Origin of the sequence: Longimicrobium terrae, from assembly GCF_014202995.1 — a bacterium.
Taxonomy (GTDB): domain Bacteria; phylum Gemmatimonadota; class Gemmatimonadetes; order Longimicrobiales; family Longimicrobiaceae; genus Longimicrobium; species Longimicrobium terrae.
Genome location: NZ_JACHIA010000001.1, coordinates 685,680 through 701,874, shown reverse-complemented (window position 1 = coordinate 701,874; position 16,195 = coordinate 685,680). Strand labels below are relative to the sequence as shown.

Sequence of the window (16,195 nt, the reverse complement as noted above, 5' to 3'; positions counted from 1 at the left end):
GGTCCATGGCAGCCGAGTCTCTCCCGTCCCCCTCGTCCGCGCCGCGCGTCCTGGTCGCGGACGACCGCGCCGACATCCTGCAGGCGCTGCGGCTGCTGCTGCGCGGCGAAGGGTTCCAGGTCACCACCGCGGCGTCGCCCGCGGCGGTGGCCGCCGCCGTCGCGGAGCAGCCCTTCGACGCGCTGCTGCTGGACCTGAACTACGCCCGCGACACCACCTCCGGCCGGGAAGGGATGGACCTGCTCACGCGGGTGAACGCCGTCCATCCCGCCCTCCCCATCGTGGTGATGACCGCGTGGGGGAGCGTGGAGGGCGCGGTGGAGGCCATGCGGCGCGGCGCGCGCGACTACATCGAGAAGCCGTGGGACAACGCCCGCCTGGTGGCCGTGCTGCGCGCGCAGGTGGAGCTGGGGCGCGCCCTGCAGAAGACGGGGCGGCTGGAGGAGGAGAACCGGCGCCTGCGCCGCGGCGGCCTTCCCGAGTTCATCGGCGAGTCGAGGGCGATGCAGCCGGTGCGGCTGATGATGGAGCGCGTGGCCCCGTCGGACGCCAACGTGCTCATCACCGGCGAGCACGGGACGGGCAAGGAGGTGGTGGCGCAGTGGATTCACGCCGCCTCCGCCCGCGCCGGCCACGCGCTGGTGACGGTGAACGCGGGCGGCATCTCGGAAGGCGTGTTTGAAAGCGAGCTGTTCGGCCACGTGCGCGGGGCGTTCACCGACGCCAAGGCCGACCGCACGGGGTACTTTGAGATGGCGGACGGGGGAACGCTCTTTCTGGACGAGATCGGCACCCTGGGCTCCAAGCTGCAGGCCAAGCTGCTGCGCGTGCTGCAGACGGGCGAGTACCAGCGCGTGGGCTCGTCGCGCACCGCGCGGGCGAACGTGCGCATCCTGTCCGCCACCAACGCCGATCTGGCGCGCGAAATCGCCGAAGGGCGCTTTCGCGAGGACCTGCTGTACCGGCTGAACACGGTGGAAATCCGCCTTCCCCCGCTGCGCGCGCGGCGGGAGGACGTGCCGCTGCTGGCCAACCACTTCCTGCGCGCGCGCTCGGTGCGCTACGGGCGCACGGTGCACGGCTTTGCGCCGGAGGCCATGCAGGCGCTGCTGGACTACTCGTGGCCCGGCAACATCCGCGAGCTGGAGCACACGGTGGAGCGCGCGCTGCTGCTCATGCAGGGCGATACTGTTCAGCTGGCGGACCTGTCCCTTCCCACGGCGGGCGGCGCGGCCGCGGCCAGCATCGACGAGATGCCGCTGGAAGAGGTGGAGCGGCTGCTGATCCGCAAGGCGCTGCAGCGGCACGACGGCAACGTCAGCCAGGCCGCGGAGGCGCTGGGCCTGTCGCGCAGCGCGCTCTACCGGCGGCTGCAGCGGTACGGGCTCTGACCTCGCTGGATGGACGAGCGCTCGCTGGATGTAACGGCGGCCGTCCGTCTCCCGAGCCCCGCCGCCGCGATCCGCCGCCCGGGCTGAAGCTGCCGCCACACGTCCGTCCCCGTTGTCGTGAAACGTATCCGCCGTCCCCTGACCCACGAGCAGCGCGTTCATGCGCTGGCCCTGCTGACCGCCGTTCCCGGCACCGGGACGGCGGTCGTTCTGCTGTTCGCGGTGAATCTGCCGCCGCTGGTGCGCTGGATCGTCGCCGCGCTCCTGGTGGGATTGGCGGTGATGCTGGCGGGGATGGTGCGCACGCAGATGGTGCGGCCGCTGCAGACGCTGGCCAACCTCCTGTTCGCCCTGCGCCGCGGCGACTTCGCCATTCGCGCCACGGGTGCGCGCGGCGACGACGCGCTGGGGCTGGCGCTGATGGAGGCCAACGCGCTCAGCGTCACCCTGCGCGAGCAGCGGGTGGGAAACCTGGAGGCCTCGGCGCTGCTGAGCACGGTGATGGCGGAGATCGACGTGGCGGTGTTCGCCTTCAGCGCCGACCGCAAGCTGCGGCTGGTGAACCGCACGGGCGAGCGGCTGCTGGGCCGCCCCGCCGAACGGCTTCTGGGGCTGGATGCGGAGGCACTGGGGCTGGACGTGTGCCTGCACGGACAGGCGACGCGCACCTTTCGCCACGCCTTTGCCGGCGGTAGCGGCCGGTGGGAGGTGCGGCGCCGCGCCTTTCGCCAGGGCGGCCAGCGGCACGAGCTGCTGGTGCTCACCGACCTGAGCCACGCGCTGCGCGAGGAGGAGCGGCAGGCGTGGCAGCGGCTGGTGCGCGTGCTGAGCCACGAGATCAACAACTCGCTGGCGCCCATCAACTCCATCGCCGGCTCGCTGCTCGACCTGCTGCGCGCTGATCCGCCGCCCGACGACCGCGAAGAAGATCTGCGCCAGGGGCTGGCGGTGGTGGCCGGTCGCTCCGCCGCGCTTTCGCGCTTCATGTCGTCGTATGCGCGGCTGGCGCGCCTTCCGCCGCCACGGCGCGAGCAGGTGGAGGTAGGCGAGTGGGTGCGGCGCGTGGCGCGTCTGGAGCGACGCGTGCCCGTGGCCGTGCGCGAGGGGCCGCCGTGCACGCTGCGGGCGGATGGCGACCAGCTGGACCAGATGCTCATCAACGTGGTGCGCAACGCGGGGGACGCGGCGCTGGAGACGGAGGGGGGCGTGGCGGTGGGCTGGTCGTGGCGCGACGGCGAACTGCTGCTGTGGGTAGAGGATGAGGGGATGGGGATCGGGACGACGGACAACCTGTTCGTCCCCTTCTTTACCACTAAGCCCAACGGCACGGGGATCGGTCTGGCGCTCAGCCGGCAGATCGTGGAGGCGCACGGCGGCACCATCACGCTGGAGAACCGCGTCGATGCGCGCGGATGCCGCGTGGAGGTCACGCTCCCCGAGCGCGGGCCGGACTCGCCCGATTGAGTCAGCTCGACAGCAGGCGGCGCGGCAGCATCCGTCCGGTTAACGGCCGCGTGCGCCGGGCCGTCTCCCTGGAGCGAATAAATCCGCCGCTCCGACAGCGGGAACCCCCGACACGACGCCCACAGGCGCCGTTCGGGGCTTCAACTGCATGGGACCCGCGCCGAGGGTGTGTCCGCAGTCCGCGCAGGCGGACTTCGTGTGTTTCGAGGTGCGGTTTCAACCGCCGGGGACGATGCCCGCCGGTCCGAGCCGCCCCCGATACCCGCGCTGAGGTCTCCCCCTCTCCCGCTTGCGGGAGAGGGGGCCGGGGGGAGAGGGGAGCCCGCGGCCGCACCGAACCGTCCGCAGCACACCAACCTGCAGTTCTCCCCTCTCCGTGCGGCAGTTTGCACGGGGAGGGGCCTCCCAGCCCGCCGCCGGGCAGAACCACGCCTCCACGCTCCCTCCATTCGACGCAAAAAGGCCCCGCGGCGGAACCGCCGCGGGGTCTTCGCTCATCCCGATGGACGCGAATCAGGATCTCTGCACCACCGCCAGCCGATCCCCATCTGCCGCGCCGTTCATCCGCCCCTACCCGGCGGCGGGCCTCCGGCGCCAGATTGTCGGCCGCGCGGACGGTCGGGCCTGTCACGTGCGCCCGCGCCTACGCGGGGGCGCTCACCGCGTGGCCGGCCATCGCCGCGGCGTCGGTGATCCGCTGGCGGAACCCGGGATCAAAGTCGGGGTCATCCGCCACGGAATCCACCATGGCCTTCAGGTCATCGGCGGTGAAGTGCTCGTAAAGCTCGGCCGGCGTCATCTGCGCGACGGGTCTGGTCATGATCGACAATCGTGTGCCTGAGTAGTCTTCGGCGGCCCGCGCAGGGCGCCGGGCGGACGGGCCCGGGCCGCTGCCCCGCCGGTGCGAGGTTCTGCGGGAGTGCAAGAATATGCCCGGCGCTGGCCGCAAAGATTATCCATCCACCCCCGCTGCCTCCGCCGTGGAAGCCGCCGTACCACCGCTGTCGGGTCGGGGATGATTGCGGCACCGCGGCTCCGGGGCCAATTTGCCGGGCTCGCGACCGCCCGGCGCGGAGAAGTGTACGCGTGCGGCGCACGTCCGTCCCCCGGGACCGGGACGTGCCGGACAGGGGCTGCGCCATGGGAACGATCAGGCGCCCGGCTCATTCAGGCAATCGTACGGCCGGGCTGAAACCATCATAGCTGAGGAAACTGATGTCGATGTCGAGTACGACCACCGAAGCAACCGCGGCTGAGGCGCTGGCGCCCGGCGACGTGGTCCACGACTACCGGATCGCGTACCGCAGCCGCCAGGTCAGCGTGCTCGCGCGCGGCGAGGTGATGCTGGGCCGCGCGATGTTCGGCATCTTTGGCGACGGCAAGGAAGTGGCCCAGGTCGCCCTGGCCCGCTCCATCCGCGCCGGCGACGTGCGCGCCGGCTACTATCGCGACCAGACGCTCATGTTCGCGCTGGGGCTGCTGGACGTGCGCCAGTTCTTTGCCCAGCTCAACGCCCACACCGACGTGGAAGCCGAGCCCGCGTCCGGCGGCCGCGGAATGAACGCGCACTTCGGCACGCGCATGGTGGACGCCCAGGGCCGCTTCGGCACCCTGACGGACGGCCCGCAGTCCTCCGCCGACGCGTCCCCCACCGGCTCGCAGATGCCGCGCCTGCTGGGGCTGGCGTACGCCTCCAAGCTGTACCGCGAGTTGGAGGACCTGCGCGAGATGACGCAGTTCAGCCGCAACGGCGACGAAATCGCCTTCGGCACCATCGGCAACGCGTCGTGCGCCGAGGGGATCTTCTGGGAAACGCTCAACGCCGCGGGCGTCCTTCAGGTCCCCATGCTCGTCTCCGTGTGGGACGACGGCTACGGCATCTCGGTGCCCAACGAGCTGCAGGTGGCCAAGGACAGCATCAGCGAGCTGATCGCCGGATTCCAGCGCAGCGAGGAAAGCCCCAAGGGCTTCGAGATCGAGGTCGTGCGCGGGTGGGACTACCCGGCGCTCGTCGACACGTACCAGCGCATCACCGAAGTCGTGCGCACGGAGCACGTTCCGGCGCTGGTGCACGTCATTGAACTGACGCAGCCGTTCGGCCACAGCACCTCCGGCAGCCACGAGCGCTACAAGTCCGCCGAGCGCCTGGGATGGGAAAAGGAGCACGACGGGCTGGCCCGCATGCGCGCGTGGATGCTGGAGCAGGGCATCACCACCGAGGACGAGCTCGCCGCGCTGGAAAAGGAAGAGGCCGAACACGTGCGCCAGGCGCGCGACGAGGCCTGGGAGGCGTACCAGTCGCCCATCCGCCGTGAAGCCGAGGCCGCCACGGCGCTGCTGGCCGCCGCCGCCGAAGCCGCGAGCGAGCCGGCGCGCGCGCAGGTGGCCGCCGCGCGCGACGAACTGGCCAAGCGCCGCGACCCGCTGCGCCGCGACATCGCTGTATCCATGCACCGCGCGCTGGTGGCCGTGCGCGGCGAAAGCGACCGCGTGCGCCAGCCGCTGGTGGACTGGCGCCGCGAGCAGAAGCCGCTGGAGCAGGACCGCTTCCATTCGCTGCTGCTGTCGGAGTCGGACGAGTCGCCGATGCGCGTGGCGTACGAGGCGCCGGAGTACGGCGAGGGCGCGGCGGAGGTGGACGGCTACAAGATCCTGAACGCCGCGTTTGCCGCGGCTCTGGAGCGCGATCCGCGCGTGATCGCGTTCGGCGAGGACGTGGGCAAGCTGGGCGACGTGAACCAGGGCTTCGTGGACCTGCAGGCGCGCTTTGGCGAAATGCGCGTGGGCGACGCCGGCATCCGCGAGGCCACCATCGTGGGGCAGGCCATCGGGATGGCGATGCGCGGGCTGCGTCCCATCGCCGAAATCCAGTACCTGGACTACCTGCTGTACGCGCTTCAGGTGATGAGCGACGACCTGGCCACGTTGCGCTACCGCACCAAGGGCGGGCAGAAGGCACCGGTCATCGTGCGCACGCGCGGGCACCGGCTGGTGGGGATCTGGCACTCCGGATCGCCCATGGGGATGATGGTGCACGCCCTGCGCGGCATGCACGTCCTCGTTCCGCGCGACATGACGCGCGCCGCCGGCTTCTACAACCTGCTGCTGCGCTCCGACGACCCGGCCGTGGTGGTGGAGGTGCTGAACGGGTACCGGCTCAAGGAGAAGCTGCCCTCCAACATCGGCACGTTCACCACGCCCATCGGCGTGGTGGAGACGCTGCGGCCGGGGCGCGACGTTACGGTCGTCACCTACGGCGCGTGCTGCGCCGTCGCGCTCCAGGCGGCCAAGATGCTGCAGGACAGCGCCGGCATCGACGTGGAGGTGATCGACGTGCAGTCGCTGCTGCCGTTCGACATCCAGGGCGACATCGTGAAGTCGCTGCAGAAGACGAATCGCGTGCTGTTTCTGGATGAGGACGTGCCGGGCGGCGCCAGCGCGTACATGATGCAGGAAGTGCTGGAGAAGCAGGGCGGATTCCACTGGCTGGACGCGCTGCCCCGCACCCTTGCCGCCGCCGAGCACCGCGCGCCGTACGGCCGCGACGGCGACTACTGGTCCAAGCCCAACGCCGAGGACGTGTTCGACGCGGTGTACGGGCTGATGCAGGAGACCAACCCGCGCGACTTCCCGGACATCGGAAGCTGAGCACGGCGGGTCCGTTCAGGACGGAAAGCGGGGACACGGCAGCGCCGTGTCCCCGCTTTTTTGTGCGCCCTCGGTCCTGCGCGGCGTTCCCATCCGTCGCCGCGTCGGGAGAGCGCCGTCAGGCGCATGCGCACGCACTCGCACGGCGTTACGCCGCGAGGTGTAGTACAGGCACTCGCACGGCTCTACGCCGTTAGGCGTAAATGCAGGCATTCGCACGTTTTCGTGCCGTCAGGCGCATGCGCAGGCACTCGCACGGCCTTACGCCTTTAGGCGTACATGCAGGCATTCGCACGGTTTTGCGCCGGTGGGCGTAAGCGCGGGCATTCGCTACGATCCCAGCCGGGCGACGGGGACGATGGCGCTCCGCAGTTCCTGGCCGCTCTTCCAGACGAGGAGCAGCCCATCCCCCGAACGTCCCAGCTGCGGCATGCCCCCGGACCGCCCGCCCGCGACCGCCGCGACCTGGACGGGGGAACCCGGCTTGCCGTCCGGGGACACGCGGCGGATGCGCAGCGCGGGTGCGGAGCCGGCCCCGGCCTCCATCCAGCTCACGGCGGCGCCTCCATCCTCCAGCATCACCAGCCCCGCGTATCCCACGGCCCGCGTGGCGCTGATCCGCACCGGCGCGCCGAACGTCTCGCCGCCATCCGCCGAAAAGGCCAGGCGCACCTCCGGCCTGTCATCCACCCCCGTAAACCAGGCCACGGCCACGCGCCGTCCCTTCGCCGCCACCACAGGACCGTTCGTGGGGCAGCCGGGAAAGACCCAGCCGTCGCGGTGAACCGGGCGCGGCTCCGTCCACCGGCCGTTCACGCGGCGGATGATGGACACGTCGCGCACCTCGCCCGGCCAGCGGTCGCGGTACACCACCACCGGCCCCGCCTCCGCCTGCGCCATCCCCAGCGGGCAGCAGGTGCAGGTGCTGGAATCCAGCTGCACGTCGCTCCGCAGCTGCCCGCCGGGGCCGAACTCCGCCACGCGCAGCGTCATCCGGTGCTCATGGTCTTCCGCGGAGTGCGCGGACGGCGCGGCGGCGGCTTCCGCGGGGGGCGTCAGGTACGCGGCCAGAAAGCCGTCGCGCCCGGGGAGGAAGGAAAGGAAGCCCGTGTACTGGTTCTTTCCCCGGAAGCCGCGCCCGGCGTGGTGAACGCGCTTCCAGTTCGCGCCTCCGTCCGCCGAGTACGCGACCTTGATTCCGTAGGTGTAGGCGCTGGGCGCGGTTCCGGGGTTGGTTTCCAGCCAGTGCGCGGCCGTCGCGCCGCCGGGAAGTCCCGTAACGCTGGGCCGGTCCGCCCAGTTGAGAAACCAGCCGGTTCCGGTGGAGATGGTGCGCGGCGCGGTCCATCCCCCGTCGCGAAAGGTGGATGCGCGCAAGACGCTGGTCTTCGATACGGAGTCGCTCTGCACCCAGCTCAGCGTGGATTCCGCGTCCGGCGCCTGCGTCAGCGTGTACATCCCGCTTCCCGCCGCGGCGGGGACGGCGATGGTCGCCATCGGCGGCGGCGGCGCGGTCTCGCCGGTGCACGCGGCCAGCGCCGCGAGAACGATGGCGATCATCGTTCCATGGCGCGAAACGCTGGCGATCATCGGCGCGCGTCCGTGGCTCGCGGAGGAACGCGGGGCCGGGTTGCTCGTGTGGATGGTCATCATCAGAAGCGCCCCGTCCAGGCGATCTCCACGCTGCGCGGCTCGCCCACGTAGATCTGCGTGGGGCTGTAGCCGGACCATTCCGCGTAGAAGCGGTCCGCCAGGTTGCGCGCCCGCAGCGTCACCGTGCCCCAGCGCGAGTCGTGGCTCACCGAGGCGCCCCACACCGTGTAGCCGCTCACACGGACGGTGTTGGCGTCATCCGTGTAGAATCCGCCCGCCGAGGTCACGTTCGCGCCCAGTGTGACGGGGAGCCCGGGAAGCACGTACCACGCGTTGCCGTTGGCCACCCGCTCCGGCACGTTCGCCGGCGTGTTGCCGCGCAGGTTCACGCCGCCGCCCGCCAGCAGTTCATCGAAGCGCGCATCCAGTACGGCCAGGTTGCCGTCCACGCGCAGCCGCTGCGTAAGGCCCGCGTAGAACGCCAGCTCCGCGCCCGTGCTGGACTTTTCGCCGCCCTGCACGGTGAGCGCAAAGTCGCTGGGATCGCGGGTGAGGATGTCGCTCTGCCGCAGCCGGTACACCGACGCGGTCAGCGCCACACGGTCGTCGTAAAAGGTGCTCTTGAGCCCCGCTTCCATGGACGTGCCGCGGCTCAGATCGAACCCCGCGCGGCTCTGGCTCAGCGTCAGAAACGAGCTCACCGGCGTGACGGCCGCCGTGTACTGCCCGAACAGCTGCGTGGACGCGTGGACGTCGACCACCGCGCCCACGCGCCAGCTGAGCGGGGAAAAGGTGCGGTCGAAGCGGCTCTCGGTGCCGGCGTTCAGGTCATCGACGGTACGGTCGACGGCGATGCGGTCGTAGCGCAGCCCGCCCACCAGCAGCAGGCGGTCGGTAACGTCGAACGCTTCTTCCAGGAACAGCGCCGTTTCCGCCAGGTCCGTCTCAAAGTCCACGCGCGACGAGAAGTTCTCGCGCGTGTCCGCCGGAAAGGTGCCGCGGACGGGCGCGAACGGGTCCACCGCCGTGGTCTCGCCAAAGCGGCGAGGCGTGAAGAAGTCCGTTTCCCCGTGCTCGAAGCCGGCGCTCAGGCGGTGCCCCAGGCCGTTGCGGCGCAGGTCCCAGTTCAGGTAGGCACGCTCCATCCAGAACTGGTGGTCGTGGTCGATGCGCGTCGTGGTGCGGTCCAGCAGCCCCGTTTCGGCGTTGAACGAGAAGTCCTCGGCGTTGGACCAGTGCCGGTCGCCATCGTAGCGGCTGAGGTCGTTCACGATGCGCAGGCGCGGCGTGGGCTGGTACGAGGCGCGCGACCGCAGCCAGTACGATTCGCTGTCCATCAACCCGTCCGTGACGTCGTAGTTGGCCGTGCGCAGCGCCCGGTCCAGCACCAGTCCGTTTTCCGCCTTCACCACGTCCGTGGGATGGCGCGCGATCCCTGGGGCGGTGAGCGGCTGGCCGAAGTACGCCGTGCCGTAGTCGTCGCGCGCGTAGTCGGCGCTCAGCTCCAGCTGCAGCGCGTCCATTGGCTGATAAAGGACGTCCACCTTGGCCTGCCCCTGCTCGCGTCCCGTGCGGTCCACCCATCCCGCGGAGCGGCTGTATTCCACGTCGCCGCGCACCGCCACCTGGTCGCTCACGGCGCGGTTGGCCCCCGCCGCCACGCGGTACGTGCCAAAGCTGCCCGCGCTCAGCAGCGCCTCGCTGTGGTCGTCGCCGAACGACGCGCGCTTGGGGATCAGGTTCACGGCGCCGCCCAGCACGCCCACGCCGTACAGCACCGACGCGGGGCCCTTGAGCACTTCGATGGACTCGTAGTTCCAGGTGTCCCAGTTGCGGGAGATGAAGTCCGAGTTGGTGACGCGCACGCCATCCATCAGGTACGCGTTGCCGCCGAAGGTTATGCCGCGCATGGAGAGCGTGGCGGGGGAGCCGGGGATGTTGCCCGCGCTCACGCCGGGCGCCGCGTTGTACGCCTCGGTCACGGTGCGCAGGCCGCGGCGCTTCATGTATCCCTGGGTGATTACGTTGACCGTCGCGGGGATCTCGCGCACGGTAAGCCCCAGCCGCGACGCGGATTCCACGTCGCGCGTGAATGCGAAGGTGCGTTCCGCCGTCACCACCAGCGAATCCACCATCAGCGCGGCGGGGGCCAGGCGGGCGTTCAGCTCCACCGTGCTTCCGGCGCGGACGCTGGCGTTCAGCCGCAGCGCCGCGCGCCCGATCGCCTGCAGGATGATGGTCTGCTCGCCCGCGGCCACGCCGTTCAGGCGCCACGCCCCGACCGCGTCGCTCACGGTGCCCTGCGCGGTGCCGGCCAGCGAAACGCGCACGCCGGCCAGCGGCTCTCCCGTTTCCGCGGCGACCACGCGGCCCTGCACCCGGCCGGTGCCCGCCTGCGCGGCCGCGGGTGCGCGGGTTCCCCCGATGGCGCCAAGCGCGAGGGCGAGGATGGCGAGGCGTCTGAGAACGCGCGGCAGTGCGGCGCGGGAGGGCTGCTGATCTATCGAACAATCCCCGGTGCGGCCGGACGCGCGGTCCGCTTCCGCCGGGATGATGCGGTTGTGCATTGGATGTCTGATCGCGTGCGTGGTCCCGGTGCGGACGCGCACGGCCCGGCCCGCCGGTTCCGCGCACGGATGCGTGGAAGCCAGCCGGGGCGCGGGTGCGCTCCGAGCCGGAAGTCGGCGCCACCGGCGGTGGCGCGTTTCATCGGTCGATGTCGGGATGGGTGCACGCGGACTCGCCGCCGCCGCCGTTCAGGCGGTCAGCGCGCGGGCTCTGGAGGATGAGCGGCGTGCGGTCAGGCGGGAGGGGCGGTGGCGTACGGCAGAACGTACGGCTGGCGGCCGGGAAGGGGAGTGGTCTCGGTCGCGAGGACCGGCGATTCCACCCGCGCCACGTGCGCGACGGGGAGCACCGCCGCGGTGGGGAGCGGCGCCGCGCTGGACGCCATGCACGAGCCCAGGCACGTGCACGATCCGCCGTGCTCCGCGTGCGCGGGCGCCTCGTGGCCGTGATGCGCGCCGCCCCCGTGCATGCCGGCGTGCGCCTCCGCCGCGGGACGGCGGATGGCGTCGTGGTGTGCACATGCGTGCGCGCCGGCCGCGTCCCCGCTCCAGTTCAGGAGCAGGACGAGCCACGCCCAGAGGGCGATCAGGCGGTGCACGGGCGAGCGTTGCACGAATGGCGGGTGCGGGTGATTGGATCCGTGGCGCAAATGTACGGGCGGCGTCCACGGCGGGAAAGCGGGGAAACGCCGTACATCGGCGAGGGAAGAACGCCTGTCCTGTTCTGTGGTGCCCGGGACCTCCTCTCGACGCCCGAGTTGCGTTGAGCGGATGAATCCGCCGCTCGAACAGCGCGAACCCCCGACACCGGCCGCTGGCGCGTCCGGTTCGGGGCTTCAACTGCAACGGCCGGGTGGGAGCCGCCGGCGCATGCCGGTCTCCGCCCTCGCGCTGAGGTCTCCCTTTCTCCCGCGGAGCGGGGGAGACGGCCGGGGAGAGGGGGCCTCTCCGACCGCGCGGCACCATCCGGAACACACCAAACCCGCAGTTCTCCCCTCTCCGTGCGCAGTTTGCACGGGGAGGGGCCGGGGGCATGGGCGTCAACTTTATTTTGCAAAGCCTATCTGCGACGGCTAATTCGACCAGATTTCGCCAGCTTTGCGCCACCGTGATTGTAAAAATACGGGGCTAAGAAGGCTCGATATGGCTTAAGTTCGCGCCTATGGGGGCCGGGGGAGGGGCGTCCCAGTCCGGCGATGCGCAGACTCTTTCGCGAGCAGAGGGTGAAAACGCTCTGGATCGATGAACGAGGACGAGCACGACAATGGGACGCAGCCGCCCGTGGCTGCGTCCCCGTTCTGTTGATGCCGATCAATCGATCGAAACGGACGCTGAACGGCGGCGTCAGACGATGGCGTTGCCGGGCGTGTCGTCGCCGGGGCGCAGGCCGAGCGCCCACTCCATCCCGCCGCGCAGGTGCTGCAGAAAGATGGGGTTGGCGTACACGTCGTCGCGATGGCCGAGCGCCGTGTAGAACATGCGCCCGCGTCCCGGCCGGTGCGTCCACGCCAGCGGATAGTCGCCCGGCGCGCCGGTCTGCGGATGCGCGTGCATGGCCAGCAGCATGTGCACGGCGCCGCGGCTCCAGTTCTTGAACTCGTAGATTTCTTCGTGGATTGGGAACGACGCGGGGAGCCCGGCGCACGCGGGGTGCGCGGGATCCTGCACGTGCACGACCACGTCGGTCTGCGGGCCGTGCTTGTCGAACTCGCCGCGCGTCAGGTTCACGTAACGCGCGTTGCCCAGAAAGGTGTCGGTGGCGCTGTGCAGGCCGATGTACGCGCCGCCGTTCTCCATCCAGCGGTAGAACGCGTCCGTCCCTTCCGGCGTGAACCCGATGTTGCCGGTGGTGTTGGCGAACACCACCGCGTCCACCTGCGCCAGGCCGGCCTCCGAGATCGCGGCCGCCACGTCGTCGCGCGTCCCCGCCGTCGCGGCGATCCGCCACGATCCGGTCTGGCGCCCCAGTTCCTCGATGGTGCGCACGGCGACGGGAATGGAGGCGTGCCGGTAGCCGGCCGTTTCCGTCACCACCAGCAGGCGCCGGGGCGTGGACACCGGCGCGGCGGCGGGTTTTCCGCATGCTGCACTTAGCAGCGAAATCGCCACGGTGCCGCAGAACTCTCTTCGATCCATGGAATCAGGCAAGGAAAGGGGTGGATCGGAATCAGCCGCGAGCGGATGCCGCGGCAACTACATCATGTGCCCGCACGCGACGAGCGTCTCACGACGGCAGGCATCGAACCGGCGAAAACGGTCGCGCGACGGCGGGATTCCGCCCGGCGGTTGAAACCGCGCCTCGAGAAACACGAAGTCCGCCTCCGCGGACTGTGGCCGCCATTTTCGCGTGGGTCTCGTGAAGCAGTTGAAGCCCCGATCATGGACGCGACAGCGGCCGTGAGTCGGGGGTTCCCGCTGTTCGAGCGGCGGATTCATTCGCTCTCCTGCGGAGGGTGGCCCGGTCATGCCGGCCCGCGCGGGAGCCGCCCTCATCCCGCGCGGTGGGTCTACGCCGCCGGCGTCCCTCAGAACGACCCCGCCGCAAACCACAGCCGCTCCAGCCCCTCGCGAAACACCTCCGGGTCCGCGCCCAGCCCGATGCGCAGGTGATCCGTCAACCCGAAGAAGCGGCCCGGGACGACGGCCGTTTCGTACCGCGCCCTCAGCAGATCGCACAGCGGGTCCACCTCTCCCGCCAGCAGCCGAGGAAACGACACGGTGCCGTGCGTGTGCGGCGGCGCCGCGAAAAGGCGCCCGTGCGCCGCGTAGAACTCGTTCAGCGCGGCGCCGTTGGCCTCCAGCAGCGCGCGCGAGCGAAGGGCGATTCTGTCCAGGTTCTGGAACGCCACCACGCTCATCCGCTCCGCCGCGTGCACCCCGATGTTGTTGAACAGTTCCGTAAGCCGCCACGCGCGCTCCGCGATTTCCGGCGCGGCCAGAATCCATCCGCAGCGCAACCCGTTCAGTCCGTAGACTTTCGTCAGGCTGTTCGTGGCGATGAACGTTTCGCCCAGGTGAAAGCTGGTGCGCGGCGCGGGCTCCCACAGCGCGTCCAGGTACACCTCATCCACGATCACCCGCGCCCCCGCCCGTTCCGCGATCGTCCCGACCCGCCGCAGCGTGTCGTCGTCCGCCAAGGCGCTGCTAGGATTGTGCAGGTTGGTGATGACGATGGCGCGCGTGCGGTCTGTCATCCCCCGCTGCACCGCGTCCGGATCGATGCGGAACCCGTCCTCCGCGCGGCGGGAAAAGGTGCGCACTTCCACGCCCAGCCACTCCGCCGCGGTCATCAGCGGCTCGTATGTGGGCGTCTCCACCAGCACCTCGTCGCCGGGCTGCGCGATGGCGGCAAGGGCGAGCAGGTTGGCCGCCGACGCGCCCATCGCCGCCGCCACGCACGACACGTCCACGCGGTACCGCGCGGCGATGGCGGCCTGCAGCGGCGCGTATCCGTACGCGCCCGTGCCGCTGATCTCCAGGTCGTCCAGCGTGACGGGGAGTTCGCGCAGCGGCAGGTACGGTACGCCGCTGGACGTCAGATTGTAGCGCACCGGCGGGTGCAGCTTGGCCCAGCGCAGGTACGCGGAGCCGGCGGGAAAGGGGAGATCCGTCATGCCGCGCGCCTCCGCCAGAGGAGGTAGACGGGAAGGCCGGCCAGCATGATCCCCAGCCCCACGGCGCTGTTCACCGGCGCCTCCACCACCGTGGCGATCACAATCAGCGCCGCCGCGGCGACGAACAGGCCGGTCGTGAGCGGGTGAAAGGGCACGCGCGCGCCGTCATCCCCATCGCCCGCGCGGCGGCGGAAAACGAAGAGCGCGGCGCCGGTGAGGGCAAAGAACACCCAGTCCACCGCCACCACGTAGCTCAGGATCTGCTCGTACGTGCCGGACAGCGCAATCAGCAGCGACAGCACGCCCTGCAGGACGACGGCGACGACGGGCGCCCGCGTCTTTTCCGACACGCGCGCGACGGATCGAAAGAACAAGCCGTCCGCCGCCATGGCGAAGTAGACGCGCGGCGCGGTGAGCATTCCCTGGCTCAGAAAGCCCAGCGTGCTGATGGCGATGCCCGCCGCGATCAGCGTGGCCCCGCGCTCGCCGAACGCCAGGCGCATCACGCTGGATGCGGGCGTCGTGGTCGCCGCGAGCCCGTCCGCGCCCAGCGCGTGGATGCACGCCAGCGTGACGCCCACGTACAGCGCGATCACCCCGGCGACGCCGATCAGCAGCCCGCGCGCCAGATCCCGCCGCGGGTTGCGCATTTCGCCCGCGACAAAGCTGGCCGTCTGCCATCCGCCGTACGAAAACATCACCGGCGTCATGGCCGCGCCAAAGGCCAGCAGCAGGCTTCCGGATTGCGCCACCGGCGGCGCCGCCACAACCGCCGCGTCCGGCGTGACGAAGATCAGGCCGGCCGTCACCAGGCCCAGAATGGCGATGATCTTGAGCACCATCAGCCCGTTCTGCACGGTGCTGCCGGAGCGCACGCCCATGCAGTTTACCGCCACCAGCAGCGCGATCCCCAGCGCCGCGACCACGGGCTCGCCCAGCGGGACGTGCGTCACCTCGCGAAAGTAGCGCGCAAAGGTAACCGCCACGGCCGCCATTCCGCCCGTCTGAATCACTAGCAGCAGCGCCCAGCCGTACACGAACGCCACTGAGGGATGAAAGGCGTCGCGCAGATAGGCGTACTGCCCGCCCACGTGCGGCCGGCGCGCCGCGAGTTCCGCGTACACAAAGGCGCCCGCCAGCGCGATGAGCCCGCCCGCCAGCCACGCGCCCACGATGAGCGCCGGCGTGTGCACGTGCCGCGCAACCACGTATGGCGTTACGAAGATGCCGCTGCCCACGATGCCGCCCATGACGATCATGGTGGCGTCGAACAGCCCCAGCCTGCGGGCAAGCTGCGGCTGGCCGGCCAGGCCGTCGAGCGGGAGGGGTGCCGGGGATGGAGTCACGGGCGGTGGCGGGGCGGGGAGGGATGATGGAGCCGGGAGGATGCGACAGAATCAGGCGCAAGGCCGCACCCGCGCAAGATCGGCGGATCGCCAGCCCCGTTTGAGCGTCAGCGGCGGTGGTAGTTGATTCGGCGCTGGACGGCCCGGAGCCGGCGGCGAGCCGATCTGGCCGACCCTGAAACGGGTCCAGTCGGCAGGCGGTGTTGAGCGAATGAATCCGCCGCTCAAACCGCGGGAACCCCCGACACCGGCTGCTGGCGCATCCGGTTCGGGGCTTCAACTGCATCGGACCGGCGGGAAGAAGGCGCGGCACGCCTTCGCGCCGAACGGCTCCCCCTCTCCCGCGGAGCGGGTGGAGGGGGTTGGGGGGAGGGGGCCCATCCGGCCGCCCCGCACCGTCCGGAGCCAACCGAACCCGCAGTTCTCCCCTCTCCGTGCGCAGTTTGCACGGGGAGGGGCCGGGGGAGGGGCACGCCCGGCGAGGAGCAAAGCCATCCGCAGCGCATTCGAGGTTGGATCTCCGATCGTGACGGTTGTTCCCTTGTGGCGCGCGGAGCGGCGGGCCTACCATG

Annotated in this window: 10 protein-coding genes; 3 read left to right on the top strand and 7 right to left on the bottom strand. The window is 70.8% G+C overall.

What is annotated here, in order from left to right; all coding sequences use genetic code 11:
* The first annotated feature begins 5 nt into the window (after positions 1 to 5).
* Together HNQ61_RS03340 and HNQ61_RS29460 are read left to right on the top strand one after the other, a co-directional pair.
* Positions 6 to 1,391 carry a sigma-54-dependent transcriptional regulator gene (locus HNQ61_RS03340; RefSeq protein WP_170031814.1) on the top strand — a complete coding sequence of 462 codons (1,386 nt, stop codon included), beginning with the start codon at positions 6 to 8 and terminating at the stop codon, positions 1,389 to 1,391.
* Between the two features lie 117 nt (positions 1,392 to 1,508).
* Positions 1,509 to 2,855 (top strand): ATP-binding protein, encoded by a 1,347-nt coding sequence (locus tag HNQ61_RS29460; protein WP_170031811.1) that lies wholly within the window; start codon positions 1,509 to 1,511, stop codon positions 2,853 to 2,855.
* A gap of 643 nt (positions 2,856 to 3,498) precedes the next feature.
* Here the strand turns inward: HNQ61_RS29460 and HNQ61_RS03330 are convergent.
* Entirely contained in the window at positions 3,499 to 3,675 is a 177-nt protein-coding gene (locus HNQ61_RS03330; RefSeq protein WP_170031808.1) for a hypothetical protein, read from the bottom strand.
* A gap of 401 nt (positions 3,676 to 4,076) precedes the next feature.
* Here HNQ61_RS03330 and HNQ61_RS03325 point away from each other — a divergent pair, with 401 nt between their 5' ends.
* Positions 4,077 to 6,503 (top strand): alpha-ketoacid dehydrogenase subunit alpha/beta, encoded by a 2,427-nt coding sequence (locus HNQ61_RS03325; protein ID WP_170031805.1) that lies wholly within the window; start codon positions 4,077 to 4,079, stop codon positions 6,501 to 6,503.
* 330 nt (positions 6,504 to 6,833) lie between these two features.
* Here the strand turns inward: HNQ61_RS03325 and HNQ61_RS03320 are convergent, their stop codons facing one another.
* The 6 genes from HNQ61_RS03320 to HNQ61_RS03295 all read right to left on the bottom strand — a co-directional run bounded on the left by HNQ61_RS03320 (position 6,834) and on the right by HNQ61_RS03295 (position 15,623).
* Complete coding sequence (locus HNQ61_RS03320) at positions 6,834 to 8,153, bottom strand: sialidase family protein (RefSeq protein WP_221239638.1); 1,320 nt, start codon at positions 8,151 to 8,153, stop codon at positions 6,834 to 6,836.
* Between the two features lie 2 nt (positions 8,154 to 8,155).
* A complete protein-coding gene (locus HNQ61_RS03315; protein ID WP_170031799.1) occupies positions 8,156 to 10,663 on the bottom strand; it encodes a TonB-dependent receptor in 2,508 nt (835 codons plus the stop codon).
* A 233-nt stretch (positions 10,664 to 10,896) separates the two neighbouring features.
* Positions 10,897 to 11,277: a hypothetical protein gene (locus tag HNQ61_RS03310; RefSeq protein WP_170031796.1), complete on the bottom strand. Its 381-nt coding sequence runs from the start codon at positions 11,275 to 11,277 to the stop codon at positions 10,897 to 10,899.
* Positions 11,278 to 12,007: 730 nt separating this feature from the next.
* Positions 12,008 to 12,799: a ThuA domain-containing protein gene (locus HNQ61_RS03305; protein ID WP_170031793.1), complete on the bottom strand. Its 792-nt coding sequence runs from the start codon at positions 12,797 to 12,799 to the stop codon at positions 12,008 to 12,010.
* Positions 12,800 to 13,188: 389 nt separating this feature from the next.
* Complete coding sequence (locus HNQ61_RS03300) at positions 13,189 to 14,277, bottom strand: aminotransferase class I/II-fold pyridoxal phosphate-dependent enzyme (RefSeq protein WP_170031790.1); 1,089 nt, start codon at positions 14,275 to 14,277, stop codon at positions 13,189 to 13,191.
* Positions 14,274 to 15,623, bottom strand: a complete 1,350-nt coding sequence (locus HNQ61_RS03295) for an amino acid permease (RefSeq protein WP_205761160.1) — start codon at positions 15,621 to 15,623, stop codon at positions 14,274 to 14,276. The genes HNQ61_RS03300 and HNQ61_RS03295 overlap by 4 nt, the downstream gene beginning before the upstream one ends.
* Between the last annotated feature and the right edge of the window lie 572 nt (positions 15,624 to 16,195).